Source organism: Paenibacillus sp., assembly GCF_035645195.1.
GTDB lineage: Bacteria > Bacillota > Bacilli > Paenibacillales > YIM-B00363 > Paenibacillus_AE.
Map to the genome: position 1 here is coordinate 56,825 of NZ_DASQNA010000022.1, position 16,343 is coordinate 73,167.

Below are 16,343 nucleotides of genomic sequence, written 5' to 3' on the forward strand. Positions count from 1 at the left end.
CTCGTTGACAGGGGCTTTTTTTTCCGATACCGACGCGAGGAGAGGGAAGACGATGGTTAGAGAGATTTCGTACAACGAAAATTGGATGTTCGCCAAAACCGGAGACCCAGAATATGCGCATGAGCGCATGCGCGAAGGGCAGTCCGTCACACTGCCGCACACATGGAATGCGGAGGACGGGCATGGACCGAATTATTATCGAGGAGCGTGCTGGTACCAGAACGTATGGACGCTCTCCCCCGAGGATGCGGCAAAGCGGGTGTACCTGGAGATCGGAGCCGCCGGCAATACCGGGAAGGTATATATTAACGGCAGCTTGGCGGGCGAAAGCCGATGCGGCTACGCCATGTTCCGGGTGAACGCAACGCCGTATTTGAAAGCAGGAGAGAATCTCATCTCCATATTGGTCGATAACAGTTACGACAATGAAGTGTTCCCGCTGTTGGCTGACTTTACGTTCTACGGCGGCTTGTATAGAGAAGTCAAACTGCTGGTGATGGACGACCTGCACTTCGACGTCATGGACAACGGCCGGGACGGCGTGTATTTCACGCAAAAGAAGATCGGGGAGCGAACATTCGAGTGGACGGTTCAAGGCAGGGTAATCAATGAATCCTCTCAAGCCGAAGCGGGAATCGTTCAGGTGGAGCTCAAGGACCAAGACGGGAACGTCGTATCGACGGCGACGTCAGAACATGCATTCGATGGCGAAACTACGTTCGAGCTGCGAAGCGACATTGTCGACCCGATTCTTTGGCACGGGGTCGAACGACCTTATCTGTACACGGCTGCGATTACCGTCGCGGCGGGCGGACAGACGCGCGATTCGCGGCAGATCGAAATCGGCTTTCGCACGATCGACGTTACGACCGACCGAGGCTTGCTCTTAAACGGGGAACCGTTGAAATTGAACGGCGTGTGCCGCCATCAAGATTTCGCGGGGGCAGGCAACGCCATTACCAAGGCGCATATGGAGCGGGATATGGCTTTGATCCGGGAGGTTGGCGCGAATAGCGTCCGGCTCGCTCACTACCAGCATGACGATTATTTTTACAGCTTGTGCGACCGTCACGGCTTGTTGGTGTGGGCCGAAATCCCGTTCATCAGCGTCCCTTCCACCAAAGATCCGGAAAATCGAAATGCGGTCGAGCAGCTGGAAAGACTCGTGAAGCAGGCTTTCAATCACACCTCGATCTATTGCTGGGGCGTGCAGAACGAAATCACCATCGCGGTGGAGACGGAGCACACGCACACTACAGTTCAAAAATTGGTTCGTATGGTCAACGAGCTGGACCCCGGCCGTTATACGGTCCAAGCGAACATCAACGGGGTGGAAGACGACAGCGTCTTTCATAGCTACACCGATTTGGCCGGCTATAATTTGTACTATGGTTGGTATTACGGCGAAGTGAAGGATTTGCAAAAGCGGTTCGACTCGTTCCACGCCGCGAACCCGGAGCTCCCGCTGATCTTATCCGAGTACGGCGTGGATACGAATCCCAAGTTTCATTCGTATGCGCCGAAGGTGAAGGATTACACGGAAGAATATCAGCTGTTATTTCATCGCAACGCCATCGATGCGATCGGCGAGCGTCCATATGTGATTGGCGGTTACGTGTGGAATATGTTCGATTTCGGCAGCGCGAACCGGAATGAAGGCGGCGAGACCGGCAAAAACCTAAAGGGCCTCGTAACATTCGACCGAACGACCAAGAAGGACGCGTTTTATCTGTATAAAGCCTATTGGTCCAAGGAGCCTTTCGTGCATCTTGCCGGCCGCCGTTTTGTAAATCGGCATCAAGCGCAGAACGATATCGTCGTGTTGACCAACTTGCGCGATATCCGTGTGTATGTAAATAACGAATTGATCGCTCGTATCGAAAGCGACGAACCGGTGAAAATCGCGAAGGATGTCTTGTTGTCCGAAGGCGATAACCTTGTGCGGGTCGAGGGCGTCGATGACCGGGGCTTCATGTGCGAGGACGAAATGGCGCTGCGCCGCGTAAGCGAGCCCGATGAAAGTTATATCCACGTTGCCGAAGACCGAACGAAGCATGTCGTGAATTGGTTCGAGAAATTCGATTTATCGGATACCGAAGCCGTCCCTCTAAAAGACGGATACTATTCGACGTTCGATACGATCGAGGAGCTCTACCGCAGCGAAGCGGCGAAAGCCGTATTCCTCAAATATTTCGCGCATGTCACCGGAAATCCGTTTTTCGAAGTGACGATGAACGTGATGTCCATCGAGAAGATGGCGCAGCTGGAGTTTTACCGAATCGTTCCGGAGCTATTGATTGCGATTAATAAAGAATTGAATGCAATTCCGAAGCTCGCGGCCGAACCGTCGGCGAAACCGTAATCGGCGAGACACGAGGACCCCTGCCAATGTATCCGTTGCAGGGGTCGTTTTTTTGACCTCCGGGGTGGTCGGCAAAGTGCAAATCGGAAGTCGGAGGAACGGTAGTTAGGCTGTCCGGATTTCTCTATGATGAGAGTACATCAGATAAGCATTCGCCTGAAAGGGGATCGTACCGCATGACAAATCACACCCACAGCGTGGCGGTGAAAAACGCGCCCAAGATCAAACTCGCGCGGAGCGCGGCCGTGAAACGAATTTGGAAATTTAGCCCGCTCTACTTGATGATGATCCCGGGAGTCGTATATTTGATCATCAATAACTACTTGCCGATGTTCGGTCTCGTCATCGCCTTCAAGGATATCAATTTCGCGAAAGGCATTTGGGGAAGCGATTGGGTCGGACTTCAAAACTTTAAGTTTCTCTTTCAAACGTCGGACGCGTACGTCATTACCCGCAACACGATTTTGTACAACGTGGCTTTCATCGTGTTCAATCTGATCGTCGGAGTGGGCCTTGCGATTTTGCTCAATGAAATCAAAAGCAAGCTCGCCTCTCGGTTCTACCAAACGGTCATCATTCTGCCTTTCCTCATTTCCATGGTGTTGGTGAGTTATCTCGTATTCTCCTTGCTGAGCATGGAGAGCGGCTTCATGAACAAGACGGTTTTGCCGCTGCTCGGCATCGACCCGATCGCTTGGTACAACGAACCGAAGTATTGGCCGTTCATTCTGACCGCGGTCGAGGTTTGGAAAGGGGCCGGGTACGCTTGCATCATTTATTTGGCGGCCATTATCGGCATCGATCCGGAGTATTACGAGGCGGCCACGCTGGACGGCGCATCGAAGTGGCAGCAAATCCGTAAGATTACGCTGCCGCTGATTATGCCGGTCATCATTATGCTGACGCTGCTTGCGATCGGACGCATATTTTACTCCGACTTCGGATTGTTCTACCAAGTGCCGATGAACGCGGGCGCATTGTTCAGCACCACGAACGTAATCGATACGTACGTGTTCCGAGGCCTGCTGCAGCTCGGCAACATCGGAATGTCCTCGGCGGCGGGCTTCTACCAATCGCTCGTCGGATTCGCGCTCGTCCTGGCATCCAATTATGTCGTCCGTAAAATCAACAAAGAGAACGCGTTGTTCTAAGGAGGATCTCCGTGAATAAAGAAATTGCAGCTTGGCGGGTGGCGGCCCATACAGTCTTGATTCTGTTCTCTCTCTCGTGTCTGCTTCCGTTCGTGTTATTGACGATGTCCTCCATTACGGACGAGCAGGCGATTTTGCAGCATGGGTATTCCTTCTTCCCGAAGGAATTCAGCTTTGCCGCATATGAGTATTTATGGCAGCAATCTGCGTTGATTTTTAATGCGTACGGCATTACGGTGTTCATCACGGTCGTCGGAACCGCGGTCAGCTTGCTGATCACTTCGCTGCTCGCTTATCCGTTATCGCGCCGGGACATGCCGGGCGGCACGTTCTTCGCCTTCTTGGTTTTCTTCACGCTGCTGTTTAACGGCGGACTCGTGCCGACGTATCTGATTTACACGCAGGTGTTCGAAATTAAAAATACGTTGTGGGCGTTGATCGTCCCGGCGCTGTTGATGAAAGGCTTTAATGTGCTGCTCATGCGAACATTTTTCATGACGACCATTCCGGTACCGGTGTTGGAGTCGGCAAGCATCGACGGGGCGAGCGAGTTTAAGATGTACTACAAGATCGTCCTGCCGCTGTCGCTCCCGATTATGGCTACGGTCGGGCTGTTCCAAGCGCTGGCGTATTGGAATGACTGGAACAACGGGTTAATCTATGTGACGGACCCGCAATTGTTCAGTTTGCAAAACGTGCTGAACCGGCTGATGAGCGATATTCAGTTCCTGGCTAGCAACAGCGATTTCGCCTCGAACGCGAGCGAAAGCGTCGCGCAGCTCCCGAGCGAAACGTTCCGCATGGCCATCGCGGTCATCGCCGTCGTGCCGATTCTCATCGCATATCCGTTCTTCCAAAAGTACTTCGTAAAGGGCATGACCATCGGCGCGGTCAAAGGTTGACCCCGATTCATTCATAACAGGAAAAGGCTGCGGAGTCCCGGGCATCTCTCGGGCTCCGCAGTCTTTTTTCTTTTGCGTTTGACAGGACACCTAAAGGTGTCATACAATCAAAAAGGAAACTAAATGGTGTCCGGTTGGAATTATCAGGAGGTGTTGCAGTAACGGCTGTCCCTTCATACTACATTTAGAATCTTATACCGAAATCACGGCGGGGAGGGCTGTTGTGAACGATCATACAACGGCGCGGGATGTGTTCGATGCAATCGCAGACCCCACGAGGCGCCAATTGATTCGTCTGTTAGCAGAGGCGGGGGAGAAGCCGCTTCATGAATTAACGCCGCACTTTCCGATGGGACGAACCGCGGTATCCAAACATTTGTCCATTCTGAAAGAGGCCGGACTGGTCGTCGACCGCAAGGTCGGCAGGGAAACGCGGTATCGTCTCAACGCCGCCCCTTTGATCGAAGTTCATGATTGGGTGGCCTTCTACAGCAAGTTCTGGAGTACGAATCTGCGGCGCCTAAACCAATTATTGGAGGAGGAAGAACTATGAGTCTTACATTATCCTTGGATTTTCAGTACAAGACATCGATCGAGAAGCTGTGGTCCGCCTTGACCGATTCGAGCAAGCTCGCCCGATGGGTATGCAACATCCACACCGGACAGCCGATGGAAAATAATTTTAAGCCGGTCGTCGGTCACCGGTTTCAGTTTCGGACGGAGCCGACCGAATATTGGAACGGGGTCATCGAAGGCGAAGTGCTGATCGTGGAGGAACCCACCCGGTTGTCCTATACGTGGGCCGGCGGCGAGAAGCATACGGTCACTTGGACGCTGCAGGATTTAGGGAACGGAACGGTGAACCTTCATCTCGAACAGACCGGAATTTCGAATGACCAAGCGCTCAATGGCGCAAAGTACGGGTGGAGCAAATGGTGCGGCGAGCTTGAAAAGGCATTGGAACGATAAGCGCTATGAGTGCGATGCGAAAAGAGGCGTGTCCTGATGACAAAAGGGATAAGAAACCCTAAAATTGACCCGTTTTTCCACAAGGCCCAAAAGTGGAAGGAAGAGTTCGAGAGGTTAAGAAATATCGTTCTTGACTGCGAACTGACCGAGGATTTTAAGTGGATGCATCCTTGTTACACGTACCAGAACAAGAACGTCGTTCTCATTCATGGATTTAAAGAGTATTGCGCGCTTCTGTTTCACAAGGGCGCCTTGCTGAAAGATCCCCATGGGATTCTGGTCCAACAAACGGAGAACGTACAGGCGGCGCGCCAGATTCGGTTCACGAACATTCAACAAATCGACGAGATGCAGCTGATCATAAAAGCGTATATCGACGAAGCCATCGAAGCGGAAAAGGCCGGCTTGCAAGTGGAGTATAAAAAGAATACGGATTACGCCATTCCGGAAGAATTACATAATAAATTCGTGGAAATCCCGGATTTGAAGACAGCGTTCGAATCGTTGACGCCGGGGCGCCAAAGGGCGTACCTCCTTCATTTCTCGCAACCCAAACAGTCCAAAACGCGAGAGGCAAGGATCGAGAAATATTTGCCTCATATTCTCGACGGTAAGGGAATGGATGACTAGTACAGTCCGAGCAAAGTCATGCCGGCAGCCGAAGGGGCTGCCGGCTTGAAACGTATAAGCGCGCTTACCTCTTAAATTTAAAATCCCCGTAATCGATGACAATGATCCTTCCTTTGCGGTTCAACCGCAAGTTTTTCACTTTCGGATTATGGTTCCGATTAAACATATCTTTGGGATCGATCCCTTTTCTGCGAAACTTCGATTTGAGCTTCTTCAATTTTTTCCTGTACGCTTTCGATGATTTCGGGAACTTCTTATCATACTTCTTCATGATTAACCACAGGTTCCCGTAATCTTTGATTTCGGCAAGGTGTTTTCTAATAGAAGAGCCCGATGACCTGTACACTTTGATCTCGCGCCGATTGTGCCCGATTCCGGCTTTGCTTCTCACGACCTTTAGGACATAGCCGTTATTTAGATCGTACACGACTCGGTTTTTGCCGGAGCTTATTTTTTTCTTCTTTTTTATCCACTTTCTGACGTCCTTGTTCAATTTCCGTTTGATTCGTTTTGGAACGCTCCCCATTCTACATCACTCTTTTTTAAGAAATTGTTAAGAACAAGTTATGCGAAGGGGGAGAATTTCGTATGGACTACCTCATCAAGTCTAGTTTGAGCTTCTCCTACATTCTGAAATCGGGCGGAATGCGTTTCGCGACGCCGGTACGAATCGCGGCGGCGATGACGGCGCTTCTGACGTCGGCAACGACGCGCTCATTGAAGATGCTCGGGATGATGTAGGACTCGTCCAGCTCTTGAGCCGTTACGGTGTCGGCGATCGCCTGCGCGGCCGCCATTTTCATCGTTTCGTTGATGATGCTTGCCCGGCAGTCCAGCGCGCCCCGGAAAATGCCCGGGAACGCCAGGACATTGTTGATCTGGTTAGGGTAATCGCTTCGGCCGGTAGCGAACACGCGGACGATGGGGAGGGCGAGCTCCGGCGCGACCTCCGGCACGGGGTTGGCCATGGCGAACACGATGGGGTCTTCGGCCATGTTCTTCAGATCGTCTTGGTCGAGCAAGCCGCCGCGCGATACGCCGATGAAGACGTCCGCCCCCCGAATGACTTCCTTCAGCGAACCCGCCTCCGGCTCCACCTGAGGCTGGGCCGCGAGCCACCTCCACATGGGATGCGCATAGTCCGATCCTCTGACGATCGCGCCGTCCCGGTCTACGGGAGCCAGCTTGGTAACGCCCGCGGCAAGCAGCATTTTGCAGATCGAAACTCCCGCGGCCCCGATTCCGTTCACAACCACGCGGATGTCTTCCATACGTTTCCCCGTAAGCTTAAGCGCATTGATCAGACCCGCCGTCACCACGATGGCCGTGCCGTGCTGGTCGTCGTGAAAGACCGGGATATCCAGTTCCTCGATCAATCGGGACTCGATTTCGAAGCATCGAGGCGAGCTGATGTCCTCGAGATTGATGCCGCCGAAGATAGGGCTGATTTGCTTGACGGTGCGAATGATTTCTTCGGTATCCTGGGTGTCCAGGCAGATGGGGAATGCATCGACGCCGGCCAGCTGCTTGAACAGCATCGCCTTGCCCTCCATGACCGGCGCGGCCGCATGCGGACCGATATCGCCCAGCCCGAGCACCGCCGAGCCGTCCGTGACCACGGCCACGGTGTTCCGCTTGATGGTGAGCGAATAAGCCCTTCTCTCGTCTTCGTGAATCGCGGCGCATACGCGGGCTACCCCAGGCGTGTACACCCTGGAAAGATCGTCCCGATTTTTGATCGGCATGCTCGGCTGGATCGAAATCTTCCCTCCCAGATGAGCGAGGAAAGTACGGTCCGACAGGTTGACGATGCGAATCCCCGCGAGATCGCGAAGCGCGCCCACGACGGCGTCCTGCTGGCGCTCCTCCGCATCGATCGTAATGTCACGAACCGAATAGGCGCGATCCGACCGAATGACGTCGACGGAGATGATGTCGCCGCCGCTTCGCCCGATGAGCGAAGCCACCTCGCCGAAATGTACCTTCTCATGATCAAGTTCCATTCGAATGACCAGGCTGTTAAATGCCACGCCTCTTTCCCCCCGCCCAAAAAGTCGGCCAACACGGCTTGGCCTGAATATTATCGTCGTAAATATAGCCGGGCGGTTGAAGCGCTGTCAATCAAAAATGTAACGTATTCTCACATCGATCAATGGAGTATACCATTTCAGTCAATTACGTTTCTGTCTCCCTATGCCATATCTCTCTATAATGAAAATCACACGAAAGCAATTCTGCCATGGAAAGAGGGAGCAAGCATGATTGAAATCGTAAAAGAGCAGGAGCCGGCAGCGCAAGCGGAGAAAGGGCAGCTTGAAGCCACGGTATCCTCTATCATCGAACGGGTCAAAAGCGAAGGGGACGCCGCGCTGAAATCGTTCCTGCGGCAGTTCGACGGCGTGGAGCTTGACGATCTGAAAGCTTCCATGGACGACATCGAGGCGGCGAAGAAGCAGCTGCCCGCTACGCTGCTCGAAGATATGGCGTTCTCGATCGAGCGCATTCGCGCGTTCGCCGAAGCGCAGCGCCGCACCCTGACCGAGTTTGAACAGGAGATGATCCCGGGCGTGTTCCTCGGCCAGCGCGTCATCCCGATCGAGGCGGTCGGCGCTTATGTCCCTGGCGGCCGTTATCCTCTGCTATCTTCCGCGCAGATGGCGATCATTCCGGCGAAGGTCGCCGGCGTCTCCCAGATCCGGGTGTGCACGCCGCCGACGAAGGAAGGACGCATCCATCCCGCGGTCCTCGTCGCCGCCCATCTCTCCGGAGCGGACGAAATCTTCGCGGTCGGCGGCGCCCAGGCGATCGCCGCGCTGGCTTACGGTACGGAATCGATCCGTCCGGTCAACAAGATCACCGGTCCCGGCAACCGGTTCGTCACCGAGGCGAAGCGGCAGGTTCACGGTACGGTCGGCATCGACCTGCTGGCAGGTCCGAGCGAAGTGCTGGTCGTGGCGGACGAAACGGCTAAGCCGGCGTATGTGGCCGCCGATCTGCTGGCTCAGGCGGAGCACGACGTTCATACGCAGGCGATTCTGGTTTCCACGAGCCGCGAGCTGGCGTTCGCGGTAATGGAGGAAATCGAGAAGCAGCTAGAGACGCTGCCGACGGCGGCGACGGCACGCGCGTCGTGGGAGAAGCGCGGACGGGTGATCGTGACTGGTACGCTGGAAGAAGCGATCGAGACGGCTAACGATTTGGCGTCGGAGCACCTTCATGTCCAGATTAAGGACGCTTACCTGCACCGCGACAAGTTCACCAACTACGGCTCGCTGTTCCTGGGCGAAGAGGCGACGGTCGTCTTCTCCGACAAAGTGTGCGGAACGAACCACATTTTGCCGACGAACCAGGCGGCCAAATATACGGGCGGCGTTTGGGTCGGTACGTTCCTGAAGGTCGTCACGTACCAGCGCATCGAGCAGGCGGGCGTCGAACGGCTTGCGCCGCACTGCGTGCGGCAGTCGGAACGCGAAGGGCTCATCGGTCACCTGCGGTCGGCCAACATCCGTCTTACCGGGGAGCTGGACGTTCGTCAGGAGATTGCGGCCGGTAAATAGGGACGGGAGACATGGCAAGCCGTTCCTCCAATTTCCATGATGGAGGAACGGACTTTCGGCTCCGAAGGATGTTATATTTGAAAACGTTAACAGGCAGTCGATGAAACGCACCGAAAGCAATCATTACTACCGGGAGAGGTGAAGCAACATGAACGAACTTGCGGTTGCGAAGCAAGCCGTCCGGCCGCGCGCCTCCACCGACCGCAGGGCGAAGCCGAACAAGTGGCTGGTGTTCGCGGCTTTCGTGGGACCGGCGCTCCTCTGCTTCCTCTTGATTCAGATCATTCCGTTTGCCGTAGGCATCTATTACTCCTTTACGTCGTGGAACGGCGTGAGCTCCGCCGTCTCTTGGGTGGGACTCCAGAACTTTGTCGACTTGTTCACGAAGGACGATAAGTTTGCGAAGTCGTTCCTGTTCACCTTCAAATTCACGTTTGCCGCCGTGTTGATCAGCAATCTGGTCGGCTTCGGCCTAGCGCTTCTCCTCAACGGGGCGCTGAAGACGAGGAACGCGCTCCGCACCGTCTTCTTCATGCCGAACGTAATCGGCGGCCTGCTGCTCGGCTTTATTTGGCAGTTCATCTTCATCAAAGGCTTCGCGGCCGTCGGCAGCGCCACCCAAATTCCGTTCTTCCAGCTTCCGTGGCTGGGCGACGCCGGGACGGCATTCTGGGGCATCGTCATCGTCTTCGCCTGGCAGCAGAGCGGGTACTTGATGGTCATCTATATCGCGGCGTTGCAAGGCGTGGACCAATCCATTCTCGAGGCGTCCCGGATCGACGGGGCGAGAGGTTGGACCGTCTTAAGGAAGATTGTCGTGCCGCTGATCGCGCCGGCATTTACGATTTGTCTCTTCCTGTCCATGTCCCATGCTTTTAAAATCTATGATCTGAATTACTCGCTCACCGGCGGCGGGCCGTTCAACTCGACGGAGTCGGTGGCCATGAACATTTACGCCGAAGCGTTTACGAATAACCGCTACGGCATCGGGTCCGCCAAAGCGCTCGTGTTTTTCGTCGTCGTCGCGGTCATTACGCTCCTGCAGGTGACGCTGACGAAGAGAAGGGAGGTGGAGGCGTAGATGGAACGGAACTACACGGCGCGAACCTTCGCGCTCGAAACGTTCGCCATTATGCTCGGACTTCTCTTCCTGGTTCCTTTTTACTTCGTGGTCATGAATGCGTTCAAGGATAATGCGGGCATTCTGATCGACGCGGCGGCGCTGCCGAAGGAACTGGTCGTGGACAACTTCTCGCGCGTCTGGACGCTGCTCGATTTTCCGAGGGCGTTCTGGAACTCTTTGCTGGTCACGGTCCTTAGCAACGTAGGGCTCGTGATCATCAGCTCGATGGCCGCTTGGCATCTCGTTCGTACGCCGGGCCGATTCAGTCAGGCGCTGTTCGCGCTCTTCGTTGCCGCCATGGTCATCCCGTTCCAGACGATCATGATTCCGCTCGTCAAGCTCGGCGCGTCGCTGCATTTGGTGAACAGCCTCCCGGGCCTCGTGGTCATGTACTTCGGATTCGGCGTCTCCATGACGCTGTTCCTCTACCACGGTTTCGTCAAGACCGTGCCGCTGGAAATCGAGGAATCCGCCGGCATCGACGGCTGCGGCCCGTTCGGGGTGTTCTGGCGGATCGTATTTCCGCTGTTGCAGCCGATCACCGTCACGGTGTTGATATTGAACACGCTGTGGTTCTGGAACGATTACCTGCTGCCCCGTCTCATGCTGCAGGACGCGGAGCTTCGGACGATCCCCGTGGCGATGAGCGCTTTGTTCGCCCAATACAACAAACAATGGGATTTGGGCCTGGCGGGTCTTGTGATCGGTACGCTGCCGATCGTCGTCTTTTTCCTATTGCTGCAAAAGCACATTATCAGGGGCATCGCGGCAGGCTCGGGCAAGTAAGCGGTATAGCATCCACGGCCGTATAACGGCTGAAGGAAACTACATACAACCTTTTGGGAGGTCTAGGGACATGAAGAAAGCAAAATTAATGAGCATTTCCTTGCTCGCGCTGGCGACCTTGGTCGCTGCCTGCGGCGGCACGGGGGGCAGTTCGAACGGCAGCGCGGGCGGAAGCGCCGATGCGAACGAGGCCGCGTCCGGCGCGGCATCGGGCGAACCGGTCGAGATTACGGTATTCCAATTGAAGGTGGAAATCGCCGACAAATTCGAAGCCATGGTCAAGGAATTCGAGAAGGAGCATCCGGGCATTAAGGTCAAAGCGGAGACGGTCGGCGGAGGCACCGGCTACATGGACGCGCTGAAAGCGAAATTCGCCTCGGGCGAAGGTCCGGATATTTTCAACAACGGCGGCGCGAAGGAAATGCAGCTTTGGAAGGAACATCTGGCCGATCTTTCCGACCAGCCTTGGGTCGGCCATCTGCTGCCGGGAACCGGCGACGGCATGACCGATACCGATGGGAAAATTTACGGTATGCCGATGAATATGGAAGGTTACGGTTATTTGTACAACAAGGATCTGTTCGCGAAGGCCGGCATCGAGAAGCCGCCGGCGACGCTGACGGAGCTGCGGACGGCCGCCCAGAAGCTGAAGGACGCCGGCATTACCCCGTTCGCGAACGGCTTCGCGGAATGGTGGATTATCGGCAGCCACTTCACGAACGTCGCTTTCGGGCAGCAGGAGGATCCGGCGGGCTTCATCAATGAGCTGAACGAAGGCGCGGCGACCATCCCGGACAACGCGATCTTCCAGCAGTTCCAGCAGCTAATGGATACGACGATGGAGTACGGCAATGAAAATCCGCTGACGACCGATTACAATACGCAGGTTACGCTGTTCGCCTCCGGCAAGGCGGCGATGCTTCAGCAGGGCAACTGGGTCGAAAGCATGATCGCCGATATCGCGCCGGATTTGAATATCGGCATTCTGCCGATGCCGATCAACGACGAACCGGCATCCGACCGCATCGTGGCGGGCGTCCCGAACAACTGGGCGGTCAACAAAAACTCCGAGCATGTGGAGGCAGCCAAGACGTTCCTCAACTGGATGGTATCTTCCGAAACGGCGCAGCGCTACATGACGGAACAATTCGGCTTCATCCCGGCGTTCGACAACATTTCGACGGATAAACTTTCGCCGCTGAGCCAGGACATCGTCTCGTACTCCAAAGCCGGGAAGACGATCCCAATGATTTGGACGAGCTGGCCGGACGGCGCGAACAAGGAATTCGCCTCCGCGCTGCAGGAATATTCCGTAGGACGCACCGAGTGGAGCGACGTGTTGAACGCGATGCAGGCGAGCTGGAACAAATTGAAATAGGAATCAGGCGGAGGCCGGACGGTTTGCGCGACGGACAGAGGCTGCTATTTGTTATAGTAGATTCATAGCGAATTTAAGACAGGGACAGGAGATTTCCGATGATCCGGACCAACCTACGAAACCGACTTGTCATTCTGCTTCTGGCCATCAGCGTGCTGCCGTTTGCGTCCTCCGTGCTGTTCACCTATTTTTACACTCGGGATTCGCTTAAGGATCAATTCGTCCAAGAGAACGTGAATCTGCTCAGTCTCGGCAAGGTTCATCTCGAAAGCTATATGGATGAACTGATGGACATTACGCTTACCTTCTATAGCGATCCCAATTTTATCGCCTTCCTGCGGACGGCGGACCAAGCGGACGATTACGAGACGTTCTGGACGGTCCGAAGCCGTCTGACGCAGGTGCTGTATGCCAACGAGGGGATCCGGCGCGTCAGCATCGCCCTGATCAAAGACAACAGGACGATTCTCGTGTCGAAAAGCCAGGTGACGTTCACCGGCATAACGGAAAAACAGCGGGTGGACTTCGCCAAGGTCGCACGGAGCCCGAATCGGATTTATATCGAGACGATCCAGGACGGGGCGGCGGGAAGCCGCGCCTTCACGATTATGCGCTCGTTGACCGACGCGCCGAAGAGCGATCTCCTCGCGTATTTCACGATCGAGGTCGCGACCGATCAGGTTGCCGAGATCGGCCGAAAGCTGTATACGGACGGGCAGGAGCATTTCTCGATCCTGACGTCCGAGGGGGAACCCGTCTTCGTCTCGGATGCCGCCGGCAGCGACCCCGAGCTCGTGGAACGCGTCATCAGCTCCCGCGAGAGAAGCGGGACGCTGGTGTGGGGCCGCGGCGACCGGAGGGGAATCGTCATCTATGAACGGATCGAACGGTCAGGCGGGGGCTGGATTCTGCTCAAAAGCATTCCGTACGAAAATTTGTTCCGGCAGGGCAACCGGATTACGCAAATCAACATCGCCTTCGGCGTCGTCGGCATCAGTCTCGCCGTCCTGGCGGCCGTGCTCTTTTCCTTCCGGATTACGTCGCCGCTACGCATTCTCGTGGAAAACATTCGTCGCATCGAGAAGGGCAAGATGGAAGTCGGCTTCAAGTCGCTGGGTCACGACGAAATCGGGGTGCTCGGCGAAAGCTTCCGGCAGATGATCGGTCGGATCAACCATCTGATCGACCGGGAGTATAAGCTTGAAATCGAGAACAAAACGAACCAGTTGAAGGTGCTGCAGTCACAGATCAACCCTCATTTTCTTCACAACGCGCTGCAGTCGATCGGCTCGCTCGCCTTGAAGAATCGCGGCGCGGAGGTGTATACCCTCGTGACGAATCTATCGAAGATTATGCGCTACAGCATGAATACGGACGAAGACAAGGTGACGCTGAAGCGGGAGGCTGCCAATGCGGAGGCGTTCCTCCTGCTTCATAAGGAGCGGTATTGCGACGAGTTCGAGTACGCCATCGACTTCGAGCAGGAGGCGCTCCGCGCCCTCTTGCCGAAAATGCTGCTGCAGCCGGTCATCGAGAACTATTTCAAGCATGGCATCGGCACGGAGACCGGCAAGAAAGGCCGTCTCCGCGTCGAAGGCCGGAAAGAGGGCGACAGCCTCGTCATCCGGATCGCCGACAACGGGCCGGGCATCGATCCCGGGCGCATGCAAGAGCTTGACCGCCGCTTGCGCGAGGAGAAACGGAGCGAGCCGGGCGAGGAAGCGAATATCGGCCTGCGGAGCGTCTATTTGCGCCTGAAACTGTACTACGGCGCCCGCGGCAGCTTGCAGCTCGAGAACCGGAGGGAAGGCGGGCTGCTGGTAACGATTCGGCTTCCCATTGAGTTCGAAGGAGGAGATGGAGCGGAATGAGAGCTATCATCATCGACGACGAGAAGCACGTGCGGGACGTGATCCGCATGCTTGCGCAATGGGAGCGGTTCGGCATTGAAGAGGTAATGGAGGCGAGAGACGGCGAGGAAGCCAAGCTGCTGATCGAAGCGCACCGGCCGGAGATCATCTTCACCGACATGAACATGCCGAATTTGGACGGCATCGGGCTGCTCGAATGGTTGGCGCGCCACGCCGGGGGAAGCAAGACGATCGTCATCAGCGCGTATGACGATTTCCATTATATGCGAAATGCGATCCTGTACGGCAGCTTCGATTATATGCTGAAGCCGATCGAGCCGGACGTTCTGAACGACGCGCTGGAGCGCGCGGTGAACGAATGGAAGCGGGACGCGGAGAGCCGGCAGTCGGCGCTGGAGAGCGTCCGCGTCGCGAACGAAGCGAAGCCGCTGTACTGGGACCGGCTGCTTTCCGATCTCCTGCAGCGTTCTCCGGCGCCGGACGCGGCGGAGAAGCTGGAGCGCGAGTTCGGGTTGCGGCTCGGGGTCGATATGCTGACGATCTGGCTTATGACCGTTCGGCCCCTGGCCTGCACACGGTTCGAAGGCAATGTCGAACAAGCTTTCGCGGCGCTGCTGCCCGTTTGCAACGATGCCCTTGAGCGGGCCGGCGTCGCATTCCGCCACGCAGCCAAGCACGACGAGCTGGTCATCCTGCTATGGCAAGGCAAGGAGAGGAACGCGATCGCAAGGCGCCTCGTCGCCGCCGTTCGGCAGAAGCTTGGGATTAAAGTCCTCCTCGCCGCCGGACGGGAGTCGAAGCATGCGGTCGACGCTTACGAATCGGCGCGCGCGGCGCTGATGAAGTCGAACCTGGAGACGGCGTTCGACCGGCAGCCGCCCGTCGACTGCGAAACGGCCGAGACGCGTCCGGCCTATCAGCTGCTCGATTACGCCCAAGATCTGAAGTGGGCGCTCCAGAGCGGCAGCGCGGAAAGCATGGACCGGCTGCTCGATACGATCTTCGAAGCGGTGCGGAATTCGGGCGGCATGACGCTGGATCGCTTGAACAATTGGGAGAGCCAGCATGCGCTCCTGCAGGCCAATTGTCTGCAGGAATACGATATTTACGACGGCGCCGGCTTATATCCGGGCCATGCGTATTGGGACGAGGACGGCGCGTTCTCCTTCCCCAAGTTCCGCGAGGAAAAGCGAAAGCAGTTCAGGGAGCTGATCCGCAAGCTGCATGATGTGCGGTTCAAGAAGGAAAAGAACAGCATGCAGGAAATCGCGCAGTATTTGCGGGACAATTGCAAGCGCGACGTCGGGCTTCAGGAGATCGCCGACCGTTTCTACCTCAGCCGGGAGTATATCTCGAGAAAATTCAAAACGGAGTTCGGCCTGACGATTACCGATTTCGTCACTCAGGTGCGGATCGAGAAAGCCAAGGAGCTGCTCGAGAACCCGCATTTGAAAATTTATGAGATCGCGGATGCGGTCGGCTACCAGAACGATAAATATTTCATCAAAGTGTTCAAGCGGGCGGAAGGCGTGACGCCGAGCGAGTATCGGACCCGTCCGAGCCGCGGCGGAACGAGCTTCGGCTCATAAGGGAACGGGGGCAGGGAGCCACTTG

At 55.9% G+C, this 16,343-nt stretch carries 13 protein-coding genes; 12 read left to right on the top strand and 1 reads right to left on the bottom strand.

The genetic code is table 11. The annotated features are described in order from the left end of the window. Positions 1–52: 52 nt before the first annotated feature. From VE009_RS11750 to VE009_RS11775, 6 genes are all read left to right on the top strand, one after another. Positions 53–2,362 carry a glycoside hydrolase family 2 protein gene (locus VE009_RS11750; RefSeq protein WP_325007767.1) on the top strand — a complete coding sequence of 770 codons (2,310 nt, stop codon included), beginning with the start codon at positions 53–55 and terminating at the stop codon, positions 2,360–2,362. Between the two features lie 176 nt (positions 2,363–2,538). Next, a complete protein-coding gene (locus tag VE009_RS11755) occupies positions 2,539–3,513 on the top strand; it encodes an ABC transporter permease (RefSeq protein WP_325007769.1) in 975 nt (324 codons plus the stop codon). An 11-nt stretch (positions 3,514–3,524) separates the two neighbouring features. Further along, a complete protein-coding gene (locus tag VE009_RS11760) occupies positions 3,525–4,415 on the top strand; it encodes a carbohydrate ABC transporter permease (RefSeq protein ID WP_325007771.1) in 891 nt (296 codons plus the stop codon). 223 nt (positions 4,416–4,638) lie between these two features. After that, positions 4,639–4,968: a metalloregulator ArsR/SmtB family transcription factor gene (locus VE009_RS11765; RefSeq protein ID WP_325007772.1), complete on the top strand. Its 330-nt coding sequence runs from the start codon at positions 4,639–4,641 to the stop codon at positions 4,966–4,968. Next, positions 4,965–5,384: an SRPBCC domain-containing protein gene (locus VE009_RS11770; RefSeq protein WP_325007774.1), complete on the top strand. Its 420-nt coding sequence runs from the start codon at positions 4,965–4,967 to the stop codon at positions 5,382–5,384. Before VE009_RS11765 ends, VE009_RS11770 begins: the two co-directional genes overlap by 4 nt. 36 nt (positions 5,385–5,420) lie before the next feature. Further along, positions 5,421–6,014, top strand: a complete 594-nt coding sequence (locus VE009_RS11775; protein ID WP_325008022.1) for a YdeI family protein — start codon at positions 5,421–5,423, stop codon at positions 6,012–6,014. Positions 6,015–6,637: 623 nt separating this feature from the next. Here VE009_RS11775 and VE009_RS11780 read toward each other — a convergent pair. Beyond that, positions 6,638–8,044, bottom strand: a complete 1,407-nt coding sequence (locus tag VE009_RS11780; RefSeq protein WP_325007776.1) for an NAD-dependent malic enzyme — start codon at positions 8,042–8,044, stop codon at positions 6,638–6,640. Between the two features lie 228 nt (positions 8,045–8,272). Between VE009_RS11780 and hisD the strand changes: the two genes are divergently transcribed. From hisD to VE009_RS11810, 6 genes are all read left to right on the top strand, one after another. Continuing rightward, a complete protein-coding gene (gene hisD, locus VE009_RS11785; RefSeq protein ID WP_325007778.1) occupies positions 8,273–9,571 on the top strand; it encodes a histidinol dehydrogenase in 1,299 nt (432 codons plus the stop codon). A 148-nt stretch (positions 9,572–9,719) separates the two neighbouring features. Continuing rightward, on the top strand, positions 9,720–10,652 hold the full coding sequence (locus VE009_RS11790) for a sugar ABC transporter permease (RefSeq protein ID WP_325007780.1): 933 nt from the start codon (positions 9,720–9,722) through the stop codon (positions 10,650–10,652). Then, positions 10,653–11,480: a carbohydrate ABC transporter permease gene (locus tag VE009_RS11795; protein ID WP_325007782.1), complete on the top strand. Its 828-nt coding sequence runs from the start codon at positions 10,653–10,655 to the stop codon at positions 11,478–11,480. Between the two features lie 70 nt (positions 11,481–11,550). Next, the gene (locus VE009_RS11800) at positions 11,551–12,858 is read left to right on the top strand and encodes an ABC transporter substrate-binding protein (protein ID WP_325007784.1); all 1,308 of its coding nucleotides are present in this window, start codon (positions 11,551–11,553) and stop codon (positions 12,856–12,858) included. A gap of 98 nt (positions 12,859–12,956) precedes the next feature. Then, positions 12,957–14,729 carry a sensor histidine kinase gene (locus tag VE009_RS11805; protein ID WP_325007786.1) on the top strand — a complete coding sequence of 591 codons (1,773 nt, stop codon included), beginning with the start codon at positions 12,957–12,959 and terminating at the stop codon, positions 14,727–14,729. After that, the gene (locus tag VE009_RS11810) at positions 14,726–16,318 is read left to right on the top strand and encodes a helix-turn-helix domain-containing protein (RefSeq protein WP_325007788.1); all 1,593 of its coding nucleotides are present in this window, start codon (positions 14,726–14,728) and stop codon (positions 16,316–16,318) included. The genes VE009_RS11805 and VE009_RS11810 overlap by 4 nt, the downstream gene beginning before the upstream one ends. Positions 16,319–16,343: the final 25 nt, after the last annotated feature.